We start from the raw sequence: 20,155 nt of genomic DNA on the forward strand, positions 1-20,155 counted from the left end.
TCATTAAAGTGAGATAACTTTTTCTTCTCCAGCCTTTACATGACCTGATTTTACTAGATTTATCGCTTGTCCTTCTTCTAGGTTTGTAAAGACAATTGGCGTCATGATGGACGTTGCGTTTTCTTCAATGAAAGAAAGATCTACTTTTAATAATGGTTGACCTTTTTTCACTTCATCCCCTTCGGCAACTAATACGTCAAAACCTTCTCCTTTTAAATTAACCGTATCAATACCAAAGTGAATAAGAATTTCATGACCGCTGTTTGATTGAATGCCAATCGCATGCTTCGTTGGGAAAACATTAACAATTTTTCCATCAACAGGAGAAACGACTGTACCATCCGTCGGCTTAATCGCTAAGCCGTCACCCATCATTTTTCCAGAGAATACTTGATCCGGAACTTCTGTTATCGGATGAAGTTCACCAGTTAAAGGAGCAACGAAGTCAAGTGCACTCATCTCTGTTTCAACGTTCTTTTCTTCTTGTTTCTCTACTTTACGAGGGGTTTTTCCAGACATAATGTCTTGAATTTGTGTTTTTAAATTGTCCGATTTCGGACCGAAAATTGCTTGAATATTATTTCCTACTTCAAGGACACCTGATGCACCTAGTTTTTTCAAACGATCTTTATCGACTTGCTTTTGATCGTTTACAGATACGCGTAATCGTGTAATACAAGCATCTAAGTGAGCAATGTTTTCTCTTCCACCTAATGCTTCTAAAATGTTATAAGGTAAGTCTCCTGCTTCCGCTTTACCACCATCTGCTGAAGCATCCGTCTTTTCACGTCCTGGTGTATTTAAATTAAACTTGCGAATCGCAAAGCGGAATCCGAAGTAATAAATAACCGCAAAAACTAAACCTACTGGAATAACTAGCCACCAATCGGTGCGGTTTTGGATAACACCAAATAGTAAGTAGTCAATAACACCACCAGAGAAGGTCATCCCAATTTTTACATTTAATATGTGCATAACCATGAATGATAATCCAGCAAAAATCGCATGAATTCCGAAAAGAACCGGTGCAACGAATAAGAAGCTAAACTCAATCGGCTCTGTAATACCTGTTAAGAAAGAAGTTAAGGCAGCTGATCCCATAATACCAGCAACGACTTTTTTGTTTTCAGGCTTTGCTTCATGATAAATCGCTAATGCTGCTGCAGGTAAACCAAACATCATGAACGGGAATTTACCTGTCATAAATGTTCCTGCTGTTAATTCAGCTCCATCTTTTAATTGAGAGAAGAAAATCGCTTGATCGCCTCGAACGATGTCACCCGCTTGATTCACATAAGAACCAAATTCAAACCAAAACGGTGCATAGAAAATATGATGCAAACCAAATGGGATTAATGAACGCTCAATGACACCAAATACGAAAGCGGCAAACGTTTTATTCGTTTCAAGCATCCCTTCAGAAAATGCATTTAATCCACCTTGTATTGGAGGCCAAACGAAATACATAATCGCTCCTAACACTAATGCGGATGCCGCAGTCACAATTGGAACGAATCGCTTTCCGGCAAAAAATCCTAAGTATTGAGGTAATTCAATGTTATAATATTTGTTGTACATGTAGGCAGCCAATATCCCGATAATAATACCGCCAAAAACACCTGTTTGTAATGTCGGGATTCCTAAAACCGTTGCAAAAGCTGGGTCAGTGCTAATGTCCTCTGGAAGCTGGCCTAGCCCTTGTAAAATTTCACTCATTGTTACATTCATCACTAAAAATCCAATGATTGCTGCGATTCCCGCAACTCCATCACCATTTGCTAATCCAATGGCAACCCCAACCGCGAAAAGTAAAGCAAGATTAGCAAAGATAATTCCACCTGATTGCTCCATGATAGAGGCGATAAATTGCACCCAATCAGCCCCTAATGCAGGTGCTTTTTCAATTAAGGTTTCTTGTTGCAAGGCATTCCCAACGCCAAGCAAAATACCGGCAGCTGGCAATATCGCAACTGGAAGCATTAAAGCTTTACCCACTTTTTGCAACACACCAAATGATTTCTTAAGCATGTGTTTTCCTCCTTTTTTACTTCATGCAAAAGTGCGACTCGAAACCGTTTGCATCTTACACAAACAGAAAAAGGCATGGTGAAACAAGATGATATGAATTAGGGTAAACAAAACCCTTCTTCATATACGTATCTTGTTCACTCATGCCTGATCGTATCAGTAACACGTAAACAAATAATTATTATAACGCTTTCTTTTTAAGTCGATATAAGTGCATTGTTAAATAGACGGCTTCTGCATCATATACCGGTTTCTTTAGCACTTGTTGCATGACTTTAATCATCTTCCAAGCAGTATTATAGCATAATGGATATTCATTTTTCAACAATAAAGTGATCTTTTCTGGTTCTTCTACCATTTCCCCTTTTCTAACACGTTCAATCGCATGCTGCAGGTGGCGAACGAGTCTCATGTAATTGACACTTTCTTTATCAATTTTTACGTCCATCGAATCTTCAATAATATTCATCAGTTGACTAATGAGCTGAGAATATCGGTTCACTTCAGATAGCGATTTATTTGTTAGGGCACTATGAATATGGAGCGCAATAAACCCGACTTCTCCTTCAGGAAGATTAACTTGTAACTTTTCATTAATAATGTCAATGACTTCTTTAGCAATTTCAAATTCATTCGGGTAGAGCGTTTTCGTTTCCACTAAAAACGGATTATTAATCCCCATACCTTGTTGTAATCTTTTTATCGCAAAGGTTATATGATCCGTTAAGGCAATGTGAATGTGCTCATTTAATGGAAGCCCAACTTTATTACTAATAAAGTCGATGACATCACTGACAACGGCAATCATCTCTTCCTCAATAAACGGTAGAAGCATTTTATATTGTTCTTGTTCTTTTTCATTTTTTAAAACGAACATTTTTTCAACCGTTTCGTTTGATATCGCTTCTCCTCTTTTCTTTCCGAAACCAATTCCTTTTCCAATTAAAACAACTTCTTGAAACGACTCATGTTCTGCAATCAGTACGTTATTATTTAAAACTTTTTTTATTGTAAAGGACTCCATGCCGAAATCCCATCTCCTTTTAGTTGAATCTCTCTTATACTACAAAATTTTAGAGAGAAAGGTCAATGACTTTTGTCGCATTTTGTAGAAAATTTTATTACATCCTTATGTAAAAAAAGGATGTAATGAAGAAAAATAATCGAAACCTTATTATATGTACAAAAACAAAAAAACGGCATGTAGCCGTCTTTTCATTCAAACCGTACTAGATCGCTTTATTTTTTGGGTCTACTCCTGTATACACGGCATTGTAGGCAATTTTCATTTTTGCCAATGTCCCTTTTAACAGTTCCTGTTTATCACATTTCTCCCCGGATTGTAAGATTGTGAAGTCATACACGACTTGAGATAATAATTCAATCGCACGTTTCATTTGGAATGGGTCCGCTTGATAACCGTCCTTAATAATCAGTTCCATTACTTCTCCAGACAACTTTTTAATTTCCTCAATTTTTATTTGCTCCATCACAACGAATCCTCCCTTCCCATTTTTAACTTATGTCGTGCATTGATGTATTATTTATTATTTCGATACGAAGAGGCATATTTCCTTTACAAAGTGAAATTTCATTCGGTAGTTTTGGTGACAAAATGAGGATAAACCCGCATGAAAGAACGTTCGTTCGTATATTATAGTAGTACAGTAATTATTCATGGGAGTGTTGAGATGTCCCTTCTCGAAAGAAGCTTACTGGAACATCGACCACTAGAAGTTATATACATGTCAAAGGATGGAAAATTTTCAAAACGGCAAATTATGGTCCGTTCTATTCATGATTCGTATGTACGTGCATATTGTTTACGAAAACGGCAAATTCGGACTTTTCGGAGGGAGTCGATTTTATCTATGCAATTTTTGTAAAAGCCGTATGTTTGTTGAAAAATATAAAGAGAGCGGTTAAACCGTCTCCCTTACAATTAACTGATATGGCAGTATTTTACTTTCGCACTTCCCCGTTTCCAACAATTCTATAAACGCGGCAAATGCTTCTTGACCGAGTAAATATTTTGGGATTTCCATTGTTGTGATTTGAAGGGACTTGGCAATTGGATCATTATCAAAGCTTAACAATGCTAATTGCTCTGGGATTGTTATAGGATGTTTTTTGCATGCTAACAATAACCCTGCTGATACTTGATCATTTGTCACTAAAACGGCTGTCGGCTTATTTTCCATTTTCATATAAGTATGAAAAGCTCGTTCACCATCTTGGAAGTGATAACAATTGTCAAGAATCCATTCTTCCTTTACTTCTTCTCCCCAATTCATCAACGTTTGCCGATACACCTTTTCTCGTTTTTCGCTATTGCTCCCTTCTCTTCTTCCTAAGCAAAGCGCGATTTTTCGATGCCCGTTTTCTTTTAAAAAGTTTAACGCTTCTTTAAATGCATCGTCGTGTTTAATCGATACTACCGGTATTTCTTGAAGATGAATATCCTCACATAAAACAATCGGGCCATACGGTTTATAGGATAGAATCGTCTCAATAGGAAGATTTCTTGACAAAATAATTACCCCATCTAACAAGCGCTCTTGTAAATGTTTGAATGCTTGCATTTCTTTTTCTATTTCGTATTTCGATTGATAAATAACAAGCTGGTAATCCATTTCTACAGCTGAATCTGCAATTCCATTTAGGATGCGACTAAAATAATGGTGATCAATCGTAGGTAAAATGATCCCGACCATTTTTGTCCGTCCTTTTGATAAGTTAATCGCATTTTTGTTCGGGATGTAATTTAACTTTTCGATCGCATCTAAAACCGCTTTCCGTTTATCTTCACGAACATAGGGATGATGATTTAAAACACGAGAAACGGTCGTTACAGATACATTCGCTAGCTTGGCAATTTCTCGTATGTTCGCCACAAACGCATCCCTTCTTTCTTAATGTAAAATAATCTCTTGCTATGAAACGCATTTCATACTTTATGTTTATTTCAAAGAGTAGGAGGTGAGCATATGGGAGGTTTATTCGTTTTAATCCTGCTTTGTGCAATCGTTTTGATTGGAGCACGCATAGCTTTACACGCTGGTGGCATCTCGATTGAACGACAACCAGTAAACGATTTTGATGATTATTTCCCACAATATAAACACGACCTAAAATAATGCCGTTTACCTTTATTGTACAAAAAGCAAGTAGCTGACTCCATACAAATGAGTCAGCTTGTCGTTTCTTTTCAAGAATTTTTTAATTGGGATGGGAGCATTTGAATCGAATGGTTCACATCATCAAGCTTCCGCTCAATCCGGTTTAACAAATATAGTGTCACAACAATAGGAAACCCGACGTCGCTTATAAGCTGTAGCCACTCTTGCATAATGACCCTCCTTTTTTCAATATTCAAGTTAGAAAGAGCCAGTCCTCTACACGAGGACTAGCCATTCTTTCCTTAACTAATAGCGATTTCTGTTACTTGACGTTCAATCTCTCTAGCACCCTTCTTACTGACGAATTTTCCACCAGTTGAGATGAAAACATTCGATGATAAGATCGTATCCATTGCTGAAGCTATTTCAGCAGGGGTTAGGGAATCCTTTGGATCTTCAATAGAAAGCCTTACTGTTTTCCCCTCTTCATTTAAAAATTGAAGTTCTAGCGTTTTCTCCATGTTTATTCCACCTCTCTTTTACGGTTTAGTTTGTAATTTGTTGTGAATCATTACGTTCAATTGCTACAAGCGGCTTTTTTTGTAGACTTGCAATCGCTTGTGCTGCTGCGTAAAGTTGATCAGCTGTTGCAGTTGTGTCAACATTGTTGAAGTTTTTGTTTTTTAACTTGGGCTTTCCTTCTTCGTCTACGCCGTTTTGAAAAACGAGACGAAGTTGTGTATCCATTAATTGTGTCATTGCCATCTCCATCACCTCCCTTCACTTACCTTTTAGACGGAAAGGGGGGGAAGAGTAGCATCTAATTTTAAAAAAATTTATAGATTAGTAGAAACATCCATTTTTTATTGACGTATATGATTCATGTTGATATGATTCAAAGGGAAAGCTTGAGGAACCGGAGGCAGTTAAATTGGAGCAAATGATTCATAATTTAATCGAATTTTTTCAAGATTGGGGCGTTTTAGGCCTTATTATTGTCGCATTTACAGAATCTTCCTTTTTTATCATTCCACCTGATGCACTACTTATTCCATTAAGTGTCATCAATCCATCACAGGCGATTTTATACGCGGTCTACACAACCGCCGCTTCCGTAGTAGGAGGGATTGTCGGTTACTATTTAGGTAAAGGAATTGGGAAACCGCTCTTACACAAATTTGCATCAGAGGAAATTATCGAGAAAGCAGAACGCTTATATGATAAATACGGGACAGGTGCCATCATTATAGCAGGCTTCACCCCGATACCATATAAAGTTTTTACCATTTTAAGCGGTGCCGTTGAAATGAACATGACGCGTTTTATCATTGGCTCTATAATCGGTCGTGGGTCACGATTTATACTCGTTGCGAGCTTTATCATGTTGTTTGGGGAAAAAGCTATTGCACTCATTCAAGATTATGGCTCTATTTTCACATTGATCGTAGGGGTTGTATTTATTCTCATCTTTGTTCTCATTAAACGGAAAAAATAAGTATAAAAAATGCGGTTGATGTTTCAATTCAACCGCATTTTTTTCATCGTGTCTCACTCTAATGTGTGATAAGCAGACCTTAGCAACATATATTTATTGATGTTGCTTTAAATGCTTTACATAAAAAACTTCACGTTCATCGTCATTAATATTTTCCAAAAATCCGGTTTGATGGAAATCCAATCGATTTAAAAGTGATTTCATTGCCTCATTTGAATCATTTGTGGATACAAATAATTTTGGTGTTACGCATTGTTTCGATACTTCATTCATTAATAACGTCGCAATTCCGCTTCTCCGATAAGCTTCATCTACATACAAAAGCTTAATAAACCAATTTTCGAAAAATGAACGAGAAAAAACAACATACCCAACAACTTGCTCATCCTTCATTGCAACGAAGCAATTGCCTTTTTGTATCGCTTTATAAAGGCTTTCTTTTCTTGCCTTTTCTTTTTTAACCCATTCATTTAGAACGGAGATTTCATGTAATTGTTGTAAATCTGCTATTTTAATTTCTATCATTATACATACCTCGAAAGCGTTTTTATTTATACATTGTCTACTATTATATTAGAATTTAAGAAAAAGTAAATGGTTGACGTCAAGTTCGTGAAAGTTCTCACACAGTTTCAGAAAAAAAGGAGTGTCTTTTATTCACGCCCCTGCTTTCCGAAAGCCTGCATCCAAAGCTTCTCTTTCTGTACAAAAGATTGCTTCCGGCTTCGTTTTTTCATACCATGGTGATGTTGGTAAATGGTAAATTTTCTCTCCATCTGAATTAATGTTTCCTTTAATTTTACAACTGTCCCCTATTTTACTATTAGGTTCTGATTCTGTGAGATCGTCGTTAAACCCTACATCCTCTATAACATAGTTTTCTATGCTCCAAATACCGATTTCCTTTTGCTTTGCTTTTTTCTCGATACTGACAAATCGGTCAACATATTTTGTATTGGGCGGATATACATAGGCTACTCGTGCCAAGCCGTTTTCTAACAACATTTCATTAAACATTTGTCCGTTAATGTATACGTAAACGAGTAAACGACCATATTTATCACGTTCATTGACATCCAATTCTATCTCAACTTCTTTATTCGAAAGCATTTCTTTTGCGAATTGACTAGCTTCAGGGCCGAACGGCTGAACGGGTTTAGTTGGGTGTACGGTTTCCGGTGTGTCGATAAGTAATAAGCGAATCGTCTCTTCTTTACCATTCACGATTATTTTCATTGTGTCGCCATCAACCACATCTACAATGGTGGCCGAGATTCGCTCGTGGGCTTCATACGCTTTTTCACTATTTGATGATGATTGATCCATATCTGTCATTTGACATCCGACAATCATAAAGACGACAATAAGGTATACAAAGATTTTTAACATGTAAGTCTTCCTTTCTATTTCATGCCTAATCGTGATGGTAGAGACTATTATTTTATAACGAATCGAAAGTATCCGCAAGTTGGGGGCAAATTCGCTTAAGTTTGGATCATAATTCCGCAAATTATGAAAATAGTCCGCAAGTCATGAAAGAAATCCGCAACTTCATAAAAAAAGGACGCAACCGCATGAGGGACATCCTTACGCTTTTTTAGTTGAAAGCTTTCTTGAGGCTGAAAACTTTATCAAAATGATATAATTTCTAGCGTATTAAAAAATGAGAGCAGCCAACTTTTTCGGCTGCTCTCAATCTTTTTATGAGATAATTTGTAACGCTTTTGGAAACTTTGTTAAGGTTTCAGCACCATCTTTTGTAATGACCACGTCATCCTCGATGCGAACACCGCCAATATGCGGAACATAAATTCCTGGCTCGATCGTATAAACCATACCTTCTTTTAAGATATTATCGTTATCATCACTCATCGATGGATATTCGTGAACGTTAATGCCTAAACCGTGACCTAATCGATGAGGAAAGTACTCTCCATACCCTGCATTTGTGATGATCGAACGGGCAATTTTATCTAAATCACCGATTCGCACCCCTTCTCTACTTATATTTAATGCTTCAAGCTCCGCTTTTAAGACAACATCATATATTTCTTTTTGCTTATCCGATACTTCTTTGTAAACGACAGTTCTTGTAATATCTGAACAATAGCCGTTTAAAACAACTCCTAAGTCAAAAAGGACAAAGTCTCCTTTTTGAAGCTTTCTTTCCCCCGGTATTCCGTGAGGGTTTCCAGCGTTTTCACCGAAGAGCACCATCGTTGAAAACGACATGTCACGAACACCTTTTTTCTTTAGTTCATATTCAATCGTTGCAAGGACTTCTAATTCCGTACACCCTTCTTTAAGGGCGGAAATCCCGACTTCAACGCCATAATCAGCAAGCTTAGCCGCTTCTTTTAAAATTTCGATTTCCTCTTCGTCTTTAATCACACGCATTTCATTTAATTTTTGTTCAACAGATTGAAACGCCGCATTTGGAAACAGCTGAGCAAGCTGCTCTCCTCGTGATATCGATAATAAATCTTTTTCTACACAAATCATGTTGGCATCTTCTACATTCCGCTTATGTAAAGAGACTTTTAATAAATCCCATGGATTTTCGTTATCAGCATATCCGATAATTTCCCCGTTAAAGTTCGTCGCTTTAAGTTGTGGAACTTCCATTTTAGGTAAAATAAAGATCGTTTCACCTTCCGGAAACACGAACAATCCCATTAATCGTTCATGTGGGTCTGTATCATAGCCTGTTAAATAAAAGACATTTTCACGTGAATGGATAAACGCCACTTTTATTTTTTCTTCTGTTAACCAATTTTCCAAAATTTGTAAACGTTCTCTTTTCATCGTTAACTTCCTTTCTTCCTATTAAGCAATCATTTCAAAATCCATTGTATCAAATAATTCCGCTTATGACAGTGATATTGTTTTTCTACTTTGGCTTAACGATGTTTCTGCATACGTTCTTGTTCATTACAAACAAAATGAAGTGACAAATGCCGCTTGATCACATAAATAACTTACGTAACATTAAGTTTATGTTACGATTTAACTAATATCGGTGAGTAAACCATCGTTTTTTAGTATAATATATGGATAATTATAGTCCTCTTTTTTTGTTCTCATAAGGAGTGTATATTGTGACCGAGTTTTTAAAAAAACACATTGTGATGATTTTATGTATTTTAGCATTTATATCTCCTATTATTGGTAATTTGGCCATTGATTTATTTTACTATAGCTCCCTTATTGGTTGGATCATTGGATTTGTACTCATTGTATGTTCATATATCATTGTGACGAAAAGTCCGGATGATTCTGAAGGAGATCAACACGTTTCTTAATACCGCATTGCCAATAAAACGGTGAGTCTTACTCATAGGAGTGACTCACCGTTTTTTGTTCCTTCGTTTTTTACGATTTTAATAGTCGTAAACCGTTTAAAATAACTAATATTGTACTTCCTTCATGACCGATCACACCGTATGGCAAATCGATAATTTGCAAAAAGTTTGAGCAAATAAGAACGGCGATAACCGCTAAAGAAAAAATGATATTTTGCTTAATGATTCGGTTCATTTTTTTAGATAGTTTAATCGCATTCATCACTTTTGACATATCATTTTTCATTAATACGATTTCGGCGGTTTCTAATGCCGCATCGGTTCCTTCCCCCATCGCAATGCCGATGTTTGCTGTCGCTAAGGCTGGAGCATCGTTAATACCGTCTCCAATCATGGCAACGATACCGTAATCCTTTTTAAGCTGCTTCACTCGTTCCACTTTATCTTCTGGCAAACATTCACTATGAAATTCATCAATCCCTGCTTCACGGGCAATCGCCTTCGCCGTTGTTTCACTATCCCCTGTTAACATGACTGTATGAATTCCTTCTTTTTGAAGTTCATCTATCGCTTCAATGATTTCCTCTCTTAATACATCTTTTAACGCAAAAATGGCAACGATTCCTTTTTCATCACGGACATAAACAATCGTTTTTCCTTCTTCTGCATACCTTTTCGATACATGATCTTGAAACGTAACAGCATCTTCTCTACCAACGAAATCTGCTTTTCCTATTTTCCACATTTGACCTTTCCACTCCGCCGAAACACCAAACCCAGAGTGTTCTGTTACACTAATCCATTCATTTTCTCTTTTAATTTCATCTTGTCCAGTATAGTCAACAATCGCTTTCGCCAGCGGATGGTTTGACTGCTTCTCAATAAGATATACAGCTTCTAAGACGAGTTGTTTATCCGCACCTTCGCGAATAATAAAATCCGTCACAACCGGTTCACCTTTCGTCAACGTACCCGTTTTATCAAAACCAATCACTTTTACTTTACTTAATCGTTCTAAATGAACTCCTCCTTTAAAAAGGAGACCATTCCGTGCTCCATTCGAGATGGCTGAAAGTGTTGCCGGCATAATCGATGCTACAAGTGCACAAGGGGAGGCAACTACCATAAACACCATCGCACGGTAAAACGTTTCTTCCCACGTCCATCCTAGTACAAAATGCGGGATAACCATTAATAACAGAACGGCAATCATAACACCATTTACGTATGTGCTTTCGAACTTCTCGATAAATTGTTGAGAAGGAGATTTTTCAGATTGTGCTAATTGGACAAGTTCTAAAATTTTTTGAAACAAAGATTCCGTATTTTCTTTTGTCACTTCAACCGTAATCGAGCCATTCACATTCACAGTTCCGGCAAAAACTTCTTCATTAACATTTTTTTCTACAGGAACAGCCTCCCCTGTGATGGCGGATTCGTCTACACTTGTTCTCCCTTGAATCACAACTCCGTCAGCTGGAATTCGTTCACCTGGCTTAACGATAATGGGATCACCTTTTACTAACTCGGACACATGCACAATTTTTTCTTCTCCATTTGCAATGAGCGTTGCCGTTTCTGGCTGTAATTCCATTAAGCTTGAAAGTTCTCGCTGACTTTTGTTCGATGTATACGTTTCTAAAGCACCGCTTAATGCAAATATAAAAATTAAGATGGCCCCTTCTGCCCAATAGCCAATAATGGCAGAACCGATCGCAGCGAAAACCATTAACAGCTCAACATTTAATTTTTTATTTTCAATCGTTTCTTCAATTCCTTCTTTTGCTTTCGCAAATCCACCAATGACAAATGCTGCTAAATAAAGAGAAACCGATGCTGGTTCCACTCCATTTAAATGAAACAACCAAGCTGCAATAATCAAAATACCTGATGTAATCGCAGCGATTAATTCCCCGTGTTCTTTGAAAAACGGTTTCTCCTTTTCTTCATTCGTTCCCGTTATTTTCTCATTCATTTTTACTTTCATATTCGTCTCCATCTTCTCACCTCTCCTAATTTGAAAATCAAAATCATCTTCATTCCCCTACTAAACATTGAAAGCTGCCATAGAGGCAGCGTTACATCCTTACACATTCATCGTTGTTATCTCTATTCTATATCTATTATACATAAAGTGTAAAACTTTTTAAACAGATATTTATAATTATTTTAAATTAATAATCATTATTAATAACTGTTATCATTCTCATTTACCGTAGCAAACCGAACATAAGCGAGAACTTCGCGAAAGCGGCGTACAAACTGTACCATTTCAGTAGGAGATAAAGAAAACTCGGGCGACGTTTCAGTCGATGTTGACTGATTGTACGGACGAAATGGGAAGTTTACTAGCCACTAACGCCCGGAGCTAGTCGCAAAAAACTACGAACAAAATTGTCCAAAAATCGTGAATTTTATAACTTCCTATACAAAAAAGACAGGAACAAAATGTCCCTGCCATATGTAAAGAAGTATTTACACCTAAATACGTTGAATAAGATAGTATGAGATTTGGTTTTTTTCTACATGAATGATCTTCCATTCACGATTATGCCAATTAAATTGAAGGAGGTGGTGTTTATTGGCCATCTTGATTGTATGCCGAACATGCAATGGAACTGGAAAAATCAAAAAAGTCCCTCTTCTCCCCTTTTACACGCCATGTCCAGCCTGTAACGGTACGGGAAGGCAGTCGATTCAAACATATCGAGATGAAGAACAAAATCGCTAATGCGATTTTGTTCAGAGGCAAGAAGTTAGAGGTCAAAATCGGCGAAAAGCCGATTTCAATGTCGATAAGCATTTCCTAAAACCAAAAAGAACAAATATAAATTCTTGTGTATAATCAATTATGAACGACTTTCCGTTATCGTAAGGAGCTGCTCTTTCGTTACCGGACCAACTATTTTTTCTTTAATGACACCATCTTCATCGATCACATATGTTGTTGGAATAACGACAATACGATAAAGCTTCTGAGCGACATCGTTCATATCATACAAGATAGGATACGTTAAGTTAGATTGTTTCACAAAGGAATGAACAGCTTCTTTTCCACTTTCTTCCCCTGTTAAATTAACACCAATAGTCACAATAGATTTGTCTTCGGTCGTTTTCGCAAATGCCTGAATATCTGGAAGCTCCTCTTGACATGGCGGACACCACGATGTCCAAAAATTTAATACGACCTTTTTCCCTCTTAATGAAGAAAGTTTAATCGTTTCTCCATCAACCGATGTTAACGTAAAGTCAGGGGCCATCATCCCTTTTTCTGGAGACTCTTCGGCACTGCTTTCCTCTTGTTGTATGTTAAACATCCCTAAGACGACAATCATTATGAAAAATCCAACAACGCCCCATTTTCTAAACATCCTCCGTCACCACCTTTTTATCCTGTCATCTGCTTTCGTGTAAGCGTAAAATACGTGACGCCGATCTTTTGACAAATCGTTATATAATGCAGCAAAAACTGTAACACGCCTCCTGCATTTAAACCGATGATCACACCAGACATTTGCCATTCATGCATCGATCCTAAAATGTAAATGATTGAAAAGGCGACGATGTGTGACCATATCGTATGAAACAAAGCATCTTTAATTAAATTTAACCCAATTAAATACGCTTGTAGCGGGATGATTAAAAAGTGAAAGAAAAAATACGGCCATAACATTTTTAAATAGTAGCTCGCTGAAGACATATGAAAAAATAGCTTTGTTAACGAATCACCGAATGAAAAAATAATCATCACCGCTGGAATTCCATATAAAAACGTAATCAGCATCGATTGTTGTAAAAGCTTCTTTAATAAAGCAAAATCCCGATTAGCATATGCTTCAGATACAGACGGTATTAACACTATTAAAAGAGAATGTGCAATAAAGGCTGGAAAAAAACCAATGGTCATCGCCACACCTGATAATAAACCAAATTGTTCAACCGCCGCTGTTTGCGATAAACCAGCATTAACAAGAGCCATTTTAATTAAAAAAGGCTGGATGGCATGTGTTAGTGAATGGAAGATGCGAAGAACGGTAGTTGGTACTGAAACATGAAAAAGACGTTGCCTTATTTCTTTCGTACTTATCTCATTTTTCGCTACACTCACTAATTCTTTCGTTTGAAGCACATACGTACTTAATAAATAAATGACAACAATAGCTTCGCTGCCAATAAATGCACTAATTGCCGCTAATAAGGCTAATTCATGATGAAATTCAAAAACTTGAAACAATAATACGAGTAACCCTAATTGCACAAACTTACGAAATCCGTTCGAAAAAGCGATTTTCCCCATTTGATGCGTTCCCATAAAAAAACCACGGGCAATGGATGAAAAAGAAATCATCGGAATGAGGATGAGAAAAAGCCAAAGGATGACTGGATGATAATGCTGAAAAAAGGGCATTCTCGGTAGTAATAAAAACGTTAATAACGAAAACAATAATGTTATCCATATGGCAAGCTGAAACGCATTTTTCAACATGGGCCAATGGTGCTTCTTCTCACGTTCTGCTACATATTTTGAGATGGAAATGGGCAATTCAAAACTCGCTAACACGACGATAAAAAACATAACTGGGAGAATGGACATATAATGCCCCATCCCCTCTTCCCCTAATTCACGAGCAAGAATCATGTTAATGACAAACTCAAAGCATTCCCCAATAAACGCCGCAATAATTAAAAAAAGTGTACCAGTAAGAAATGTTTTCATGTTTTTCACCCTCATCTTCTCTCTATACAAGAATATGAGACAAGTTGTAAAACATGACAATCAAGACGATTTTTACTCAACAACACCTGTTTCAATCACCTTAACATTTGCTTTTACCTCTAATTTTGTTTGAAAAAAAGGGTTTTCCTGTTTGAATTTCTTTCGCGATCGGCTTTTAATAAAATCGCCAAAACCTACCGGATCCACTTGTAAAGATTGAAATAATGTTATTAACTCTTGGCCGTTTTCTTCGATTTCTTTTTCAAATGTTTTCTCAATTTTGTTTAGATCTTTTTTAGAAACTTTCGCCTTTGAATATTCACGAACATGACCTTTAACCGTTAATTCAACTGTGATTTTCGGCTCATCCTTATCGGAATAGATCATTTTTCGATTCGACTTAATACTTTGTAAGGAAGCAACGGTTCCATCTTCAAGTTTTAATGAGTAAGTTCCTTTTACATATTGATCGACGAACATTTTAAAAATAGGCAATTTCTTATTCGGAATTTCACCCACCATTTTGTCATTTTGAAAGAGAGCGAGTCCTTGAATTTTAATATTTTCATTCCCATTCTGTTCGATAATCGGCATAAAAGGATCTTTTCCATCTGTATATAAGGAATATAAATATAAGTGCAAGTTGTTCTCTGGTAGATCTCGCAACTGCATATTTTGTCTAATCATTTTCGTTAAATACGCTGCATTCCCTTGTTGTCCGTAATCAGCTTGAAGCAATTTATTCACATTATTTTTACTAACCGCTAAAATGACCCTCGATCCAACGCTTGCGTCTCGCTCAATCGAATCAATTAACGGTTGAACCCCTTCCTTTGCGATGTCGATATGATATAAGACGAGCTGTAATTTTCCGTACACGAGTGGATCGGCTGATTCTTTTTGCATCTTAGACATAATATCTCGACTTAAATCCCCTTCTACGGTCATCATTTTATTTTCAATCGGTTGATCTTTTTTGTACTGTGGCACAACAACAGTACCGAGAATTTCCTCGCCCTCTCCTTTATCATATCCGAGAATAGTAATTAAACTTATTTCATCTAAAACTTCCTTTTCAATACAGCCCGTTAATGTGATGAGAACAAGCAGGACGAACAAACTTTTTTTAACCATTTTCCTGTCTCCTTTTTTGCCACTTCTCTCGTATCCATGTCAGTACAAACAAAACAGGGGTATAATAAACCATTAAATAGTAGCCTGTTTGACTAAAAATAGTGTTAAGTTGATTAATGTTACTTCTTCCTACTAGTACGTTTACACAAAAAAACATGAAAAGAAGGATGACGATGATCCCATTTTTATAAGGCGTTTCAAAAAGTTCTTTGATCCCTCGATTCGCACACCATATCACTATACAAATATTCGGTAAAACGACCAAGCTCCAATTTGCTATACCGATGTATTCAAACCGTTCGACAAAAGGCATTTCGACAATCTTCCACATTGTTAACGTCGCCCACGAATTTCGGAGTAACTCCTGTTCTGAGAAGTATAAAATGGAGATGACCATAATGACAAAATATATAACGGTCGTAAATAAATGACCGAAATGTGCCCATTTCTGAGACTTTTCTGGCTGTTTAATGAAAGGATATAAAATATACAATACTTCAAACCCTAAAAACGTTAGCGACATTTCTTTTACTCCAGAAAAAATTTCTTTCGGGCTATGGGATAAAACGGGCATTAAATTGTTGTAATCGGCAAATTCCAGAGGAAAAATAATAAACGTTAAAATTAAATATAAAGGCAATATCGTTCCAAAAAAGGCTATACCGGTTACGACTCGAATTCCCCCCATAACAATGTAATAAATTAAGACGATAAAAAGAGCCGAATACACCCACACATTGATGTCCGGAAACATCCATACTTCAACCACCTCTATATACGTTCTTAAGACAACGATCGCGAAGCATAAAAAATAAGAAATCCAGATGAGATTTACTGCATTTCCAAGCCACTTTCCGAAAAGCTTTTGATGCACGGCTATTAAGCTTCCGTTTGCATATCGCAAAATACGGTACATCATCCAAATGAGAAGATGAATGTATAAGCCTGCAAGAATAACAGCGATCCATGCGTCATTTCCCGTTTCTTTGACGACAACCTTTTGAAAACCTAGTACGCCTATCCCAAACTGCGTTGCATGAATGAGAAAAAAAACGAGATAATAAGAAATTTGATGTCGCTCATTCATTTTTTCCATTCCATCCCTCACCTCCCAAGACGTAATTATTCATCCACTTCTTTGTTTTTCTGAGAATTTTTCGGATTCATCCGGTCAGGATGTTCTGTTCGCAACGCTTGAGGCCTTTTTGTCATCATGGAAAACGGAAAGCGAATAATCGCATCCTTTAAGTCATGGAGCCGCGGCGGATAGATTGGCTCTAAAAACGGTCTTCCTAATGAAGTAAGCCGTAATAAGTGTGCGGTAATAAAACTGAAACATAAAACAATGCCAAGCAGTCCGAACATCTCTGCAAAAAATAAAAAAGGAAAGCGAATAAGTCGAATTGTATTGCCCATTTTATATACAGGCGTTGTAAACGACGCAAGCGCGGCTAATGCGACAATAATAAGTAATATATTGCTCGTTAATCCCGCTTCAACTGATGCCGTCCCGATCACGATACCACCAACGATACCGATTGTTTGTCCAACTTTTGTCGGCAATCGAGCCCCAGCTTCACGTAACAGCTCAATCGTTAATTCTAAAAAAAGGGCCTCCAGCAATGGAGTTAACGGCACTTCCCTCCGTGACGTAATGAGTGTATTTAACATATCGGATGGAATAAGCTCATAATGATAATTCATCGTTGCAACATAGATAGGTGTGGCAAAGATTGAAAACGCAACGGCGAATAATCGGATAATACGAAAAAATGATGCCAGCAGCCAATTGGAAAAGTAATCTTCAAAGGATGAGAAAAACTCAACAAGTGTTGTTGGTGCAATTAACACATGCGGTGAACCGTCCACGATGACAGCGACTTTTCCTTCTGATAATATGGCCGCCACGCGATCTGGCCGTTCCGTATCGAGCATTTGTGGAAACGGTGAATGATTATTATCAGAAATCATTTGCGAAACATAGGAACTGTCATTGATTTGGTCCATTTCAATATCGTTAATACGTTGCCAAACCGTTTTCACATTTTCATCATTAGCTATTCCTTCTATATAGACGACAGCAATTTTCGTTTTAGAAATTTTCCCTAGTTTTAATAAACGAATGCGTAACTCTTGAATCGGAATTCTTTTTCGAATCATGTTTATGTTCGACTCAATAGACTCGACAAACGCTTCTTTCGGTCCTACAACGGTAAACTCCACTTCTGGAAGGGTTACTTCACGCGCTTTATTTACTTTTGCCTGTACAAGTAAACATGGCGATCCATACTCACTAAGAGCAATCATAATAAACCCATCAAGTACTTTTTCTTTCATGACATCCGTATCCATCGTGATGATCATGCCTTCAATCGGGAGAATTTGCTTTAATTCTTCGAGATTTTTCCACGGAACGGTATGCATCGGTTTTAAAATGTTGTCATGTAAAGTACTAACATCAACGAGCGTTCGAAAATAAGAAATCCAATACTTAACCTCTTCTGTTTTCGCATCAAATTGAGTAAAATCAGCAGATGTTCGAAAGATCGACATCATTTCGGTAACCGAATCTTTTTTCTTCCAATTTTGTTTATACATCTCTCCCATGCATACCACCTCCATTCTTTCCAATTATTCTCTTCTCCCTTGCATAAAATTATGTATCCAATTCTGTTCTTATTGTCCATATCACTCTTTTTTACGTACGAATCTTGCTACTATCTTCTTGTCAAATTGGTATTATCCGCCAAATGATCTGTCCGTTATCGTTTGTTTCCCCGTTCGCTCTTAAGCGTTGTAGCGCTGTATTGTGAAAATACCGCGGAATATTTAGAAGAGTGCACTCTTCATGAAGGAAGGAAACGATGGACAAAGAAGGACGATCATTTTCAACCATTCTAAAAGAGTACAACGGGATGATTTATCATCTCTTAAAGAATTTAAATATTCACGACCGAGAAAACGAATTTTATCAAATTGCCGCAATTGCTCTTTGGAAAGCAACGGAAAGCTTTGATCCTAAAAAAGGAACCTTTTCAACTTTCGCTTATGCGTATATAAAGGGAGAATTATTAACTGAATTAAGAAGAAGAAAAAAATTTTACGATCACCATGCATTACGTGATGAATGGAGTTTCGATGTAGAAGAGGAATACACGCAAGATATGGATGTTGAAAGCTTTATATGGCTTGAACAATTATCAGATGTTTTAACGCCCAATCAGCTGAAATGGGTAAAGGCATATTGTATAGAAGGGAAGCCACCGATTGTTATAGCAGAGGAGCTTGGGGTAACGATTGCACAAGTGAAAAGTTGGAGAAAGAGCGCGCTAAGAAAGTTAAAAAAATACGTATGAGGAAAAGAGAACTCGCCAAGTTTGTAACATATTTTCAAAATGGCAAAGGAGAAAAAAGCAGACTGTCCGAAAAGTCGTATTAACGGCCCAAAATCTAAAATGGTAGACCTAAAGAATGTTGATTTCACAGCATTCTTTGGGTCTTAATTTTGGATTATTTTATCCTAATATAGACTTTTTAGACATCCCCTTTAACTTCTCGGTTCTTTTAAATATTGATAGCGAACCTTCCCGCCGTGCATCGCAATTCCTTTAAAATGCTTAAAATCCGGTCTTGACACAAGCACTTTTCGTAACGTCATAAATTGCTCTTTTGTCACTTCATACTCATGAAGTTCTCCATCGCGTAGCTTATCTAACATTTCATGAATATATTTTTCGTCCATAATGACCCATTCCTTTCTATCAATCACTAATGATTACCAAAACCCTTTACAAGATTTCAGAAATCATGCAAAATAATGATAAGTTTAGTAGTAAAAGGAGAGAAAAAATGAAAATTGCTCAAGTTGGAAATGTCATTGAATTTAAAGATGGACTACAAGGTATCGTTGAGAAAGTCAACGAAAATTCCGTCATCGTAGATTTAACGTATATGGACAATTACCGTGAACTAGAACTCGAACATAAAACGGTCGTTAATCATAAAAACTATATCATTATCGCCGAACAAATTTAATAAGGTGAAACTTCATTCAGTGGGGTTTTTTCCCCCACTGAATGTTAGTCCCTACGGGATGACCTAAAGGCCCTTGTGGCCCACAGGATGTGGGTTTCACAGACGTTGCCACAGGACGTGGCGCTCTTAGTCTGTGTTCTTTATGTTCGGACCTTTACGGGCAGTTGCCCCCCACCTATCTTCTTTGCTTTCCTACAGAATCATGAGGTGAGGATCTTACTGCCCGTTAAGAGTGGGATAAAACTGAGAAGCGGGAGACAAATTCGTCTCCCGTTTTCGCTTTTATTATAAAGGAGAAACAAATGACTGTGCAATGGCGAAATCC

The 20,155-nt window shown here is 37.1% G+C and carries 24 protein-coding genes; 7 read left to right on the plus strand and 17 right to left on the minus strand.

The annotated features are described in order from the left end of the window. Window positions 1–3 precede the first annotated feature (3 nt). The 3 genes from ptsG to MLD65_RS09770 form a co-directional block, all read right to left on the minus strand. Window positions 4–2,028: a glucose-specific PTS transporter subunit IIBC gene (ptsG, locus tag MLD65_RS09760; RefSeq protein WP_243291677.1), complete on the minus strand. Its 2,025-nt coding sequence runs from the start codon at window positions 2,026–2,028 to the stop codon at window positions 4–6. 181 nt (window positions 2,029–2,209) lie between these two features. Then, window positions 2,210–3,052, minus strand: coding sequence for a glucose PTS transporter transcription antiterminator GlcT (glcT, locus tag MLD65_RS09765; RefSeq protein ID WP_243291678.1), 843 nt, complete (start codon window positions 3,050–3,052; stop codon window positions 2,210–2,212). Window positions 3,053–3,257: 205 nt separating this feature from the next. Further along, window positions 3,258–3,521, minus strand: coding sequence for a hypothetical protein (locus MLD65_RS09770; protein WP_243291679.1), 264 nt, complete (start codon window positions 3,519–3,521; stop codon window positions 3,258–3,260). Between the two features lie 138 nt (window positions 3,522–3,659). Between MLD65_RS09770 and MLD65_RS09775 the strand changes: the two genes are divergently transcribed. Continuing rightward, complete coding sequence (locus MLD65_RS09775) at window positions 3,660–3,914, plus strand: WYL domain-containing protein (RefSeq protein WP_243291680.1); 255 nt, start codon at window positions 3,660–3,662, stop codon at window positions 3,912–3,914. Between the two features lie 36 nt (window positions 3,915–3,950). Here the strand turns inward: MLD65_RS09775 and MLD65_RS09780 are convergent, their stop codons facing one another. After that, on the minus strand, window positions 3,951–4,922 hold the full coding sequence (locus MLD65_RS09780) for a LacI family DNA-binding transcriptional regulator (protein WP_243291681.1): 972 nt from the start codon (window positions 4,920–4,922) through the stop codon (window positions 3,951–3,953). Window positions 4,923–5,015: 93 nt separating this feature from the next. On the opposite strand from MLD65_RS09780, the gene MLD65_RS09785 reads away from it, so the two are divergent. Further along, window positions 5,016–5,165, plus strand: coding sequence for a hypothetical protein (locus MLD65_RS09785; RefSeq protein WP_243291682.1), 150 nt, complete (start codon window positions 5,016–5,018; stop codon window positions 5,163–5,165). Between the two features lie 71 nt (window positions 5,166–5,236). On the opposite strand, the gene MLD65_RS09790 is transcribed toward MLD65_RS09785, so the two are convergent. The 3 genes from MLD65_RS09790 to MLD65_RS09800 form a co-directional block, all read right to left on the minus strand. Next, on the minus strand, window positions 5,237–5,377 hold the full coding sequence (locus MLD65_RS09790; RefSeq protein ID WP_243291683.1) for a YvrJ family protein: 141 nt from the start codon (window positions 5,375–5,377) through the stop codon (window positions 5,237–5,239). 72 nt (window positions 5,378–5,449) lie between these two features. Next, complete coding sequence (locus MLD65_RS09795) at window positions 5,450–5,668, minus strand: DUF2922 domain-containing protein (RefSeq protein WP_243291684.1); 219 nt, start codon at window positions 5,666–5,668, stop codon at window positions 5,450–5,452. A 25-nt stretch (window positions 5,669–5,693) separates the two neighbouring features. Beyond that, the gene (locus MLD65_RS09800; RefSeq protein ID WP_243291685.1) at window positions 5,694–5,912 is read right to left on the minus strand and encodes a DUF1659 domain-containing protein; all 219 of its coding nucleotides are present in this window, start codon (window positions 5,910–5,912) and stop codon (window positions 5,694–5,696) included. Window positions 5,913–6,087: 175 nt separating this feature from the next. Here MLD65_RS09800 and MLD65_RS09805 point away from each other — a divergent pair, with 175 nt between their 5' ends. Beyond that, a complete protein-coding gene (locus MLD65_RS09805) occupies window positions 6,088–6,642 on the plus strand; it encodes a YqaA family protein (RefSeq protein WP_243291762.1) in 555 nt (184 codons plus the stop codon). A gap of 93 nt (window positions 6,643–6,735) precedes the next feature. Here MLD65_RS09805 and MLD65_RS09810 read toward each other — a convergent pair whose 3' ends face one another. The 3 genes from MLD65_RS09810 to MLD65_RS09820 form a co-directional block, all read right to left on the minus strand. Continuing rightward, the gene (locus MLD65_RS09810) at window positions 6,736–7,167 is read right to left on the minus strand and encodes a GNAT family N-acetyltransferase (RefSeq protein WP_243291686.1); all 432 of its coding nucleotides are present in this window, start codon (window positions 7,165–7,167) and stop codon (window positions 6,736–6,738) included. Window positions 7,168–7,299: 132 nt separating this feature from the next. Beyond that, the gene (locus tag MLD65_RS09815; protein ID WP_243291687.1) at window positions 7,300–8,031 is read right to left on the minus strand and encodes a thermonuclease family protein; all 732 of its coding nucleotides are present in this window, start codon (window positions 8,029–8,031) and stop codon (window positions 7,300–7,302) included. 312 nt (window positions 8,032–8,343) lie between these two features. Further along, a complete protein-coding gene (locus tag MLD65_RS09820) occupies window positions 8,344–9,447 on the minus strand; it encodes a M24 family metallopeptidase (protein WP_243291688.1) in 1,104 nt (367 codons plus the stop codon). A gap of 293 nt (window positions 9,448–9,740) precedes the next feature. On the opposite strand from MLD65_RS09820, the gene MLD65_RS09825 reads away from it, so the two are divergent. Beyond that, the gene (locus MLD65_RS09825) at window positions 9,741–9,944 is read left to right on the plus strand and encodes a hypothetical protein (RefSeq protein ID WP_243291689.1); all 204 of its coding nucleotides are present in this window, start codon (window positions 9,741–9,743) and stop codon (window positions 9,942–9,944) included. 70 nt (window positions 9,945–10,014) lie between these two features. Here the strand turns inward: MLD65_RS09825 and MLD65_RS09830 are convergent, their stop codons facing one another. After that, on the minus strand, window positions 10,015–11,943 hold the full coding sequence (locus MLD65_RS09830) for a heavy metal translocating P-type ATPase (protein ID WP_481748513.1): 1,929 nt from the start codon (window positions 11,941–11,943) through the stop codon (window positions 10,015–10,017). Window positions 11,944–12,525: 582 nt separating this feature from the next. On the opposite strand from MLD65_RS09830, the gene MLD65_RS09835 reads away from it, so the two are divergent. Continuing rightward, window positions 12,526–12,675, plus strand: coding sequence for a hypothetical protein (locus MLD65_RS09835; RefSeq protein ID WP_243291690.1), 150 nt, complete (start codon window positions 12,526–12,528; stop codon window positions 12,673–12,675). 118 nt (window positions 12,676–12,793) lie between these two features. Here the strand turns inward: MLD65_RS09835 and MLD65_RS09840 are convergent, their stop codons facing one another. From MLD65_RS09840 to MLD65_RS09860, 5 genes are all read right to left on the minus strand, one after another. Next, window positions 12,794–13,315 carry a TlpA disulfide reductase family protein gene (locus MLD65_RS09840; RefSeq protein ID WP_243291691.1) on the minus strand — a complete coding sequence of 174 codons (522 nt, stop codon included), beginning with the start codon at window positions 13,313–13,315 and terminating at the stop codon, window positions 12,794–12,796. 17 nt (window positions 13,316–13,332) lie between these two features. Then, window positions 13,333–14,661, minus strand: coding sequence for a polysaccharide biosynthesis protein (locus MLD65_RS09845; protein ID WP_243291692.1), 1,329 nt, complete (start codon window positions 14,659–14,661; stop codon window positions 13,333–13,335). A 72-nt stretch (window positions 14,662–14,733) separates the two neighbouring features. Further along, complete coding sequence (locus MLD65_RS09850) at window positions 14,734–15,795, minus strand: Ger(x)C family spore germination protein (protein WP_243291693.1); 1,062 nt, start codon at window positions 15,793–15,795, stop codon at window positions 14,734–14,736. Continuing rightward, window positions 15,788–16,891 (minus strand): GerAB/ArcD/ProY family transporter, encoded by a 1,104-nt coding sequence (locus tag MLD65_RS09855; protein WP_243291694.1) that lies wholly within the window; start codon window positions 16,889–16,891, stop codon window positions 15,788–15,790. The genes MLD65_RS09850 and MLD65_RS09855 overlap by 8 nt, the downstream gene beginning before the upstream one ends. A 26-nt stretch (window positions 16,892–16,917) precedes the next feature. Further along, window positions 16,918–18,402 (minus strand): spore germination protein, encoded by a 1,485-nt coding sequence (locus tag MLD65_RS09860; protein ID WP_243291695.1) that lies wholly within the window; start codon window positions 18,400–18,402, stop codon window positions 16,918–16,920. 257 nt (window positions 18,403–18,659) lie between these two features. Between MLD65_RS09860 and MLD65_RS09865 the strand changes: the two genes are divergently transcribed. Further along, window positions 18,660–19,151 carry a sigma-70 family RNA polymerase sigma factor gene (locus tag MLD65_RS09865; RefSeq protein WP_243291696.1) on the plus strand — a complete coding sequence of 164 codons (492 nt, stop codon included), beginning with the start codon at window positions 18,660–18,662 and terminating at the stop codon, window positions 19,149–19,151. A gap of 191 nt (window positions 19,152–19,342) precedes the next feature. Here the strand turns inward: MLD65_RS09865 and MLD65_RS09870 are convergent, their stop codons facing one another. After that, window positions 19,343–19,537, minus strand: coding sequence for a hypothetical protein (locus tag MLD65_RS09870; RefSeq protein ID WP_243291697.1), 195 nt, complete (start codon window positions 19,535–19,537; stop codon window positions 19,343–19,345). Window positions 19,538–19,644: 107 nt separating this feature from the next. Here MLD65_RS09870 and MLD65_RS09875 point away from each other — a divergent pair, with 107 nt between their 5' ends. Continuing rightward, on the plus strand, window positions 19,645–19,830 hold the full coding sequence (locus MLD65_RS09875) for a YkvS family protein (RefSeq protein WP_243291698.1): 186 nt from the start codon (window positions 19,645–19,647) through the stop codon (window positions 19,828–19,830). Window positions 19,831–20,155: the final 325 nt, after the last annotated feature.

The sequence above is a fragment of the Bacillus sp. FJAT-47783 genome (assembly GCF_022808615.1).
Taxonomy (GTDB): domain Bacteria; phylum Bacillota; class Bacilli; order Bacillales; family Aeribacillaceae; genus Bacillus_BZ.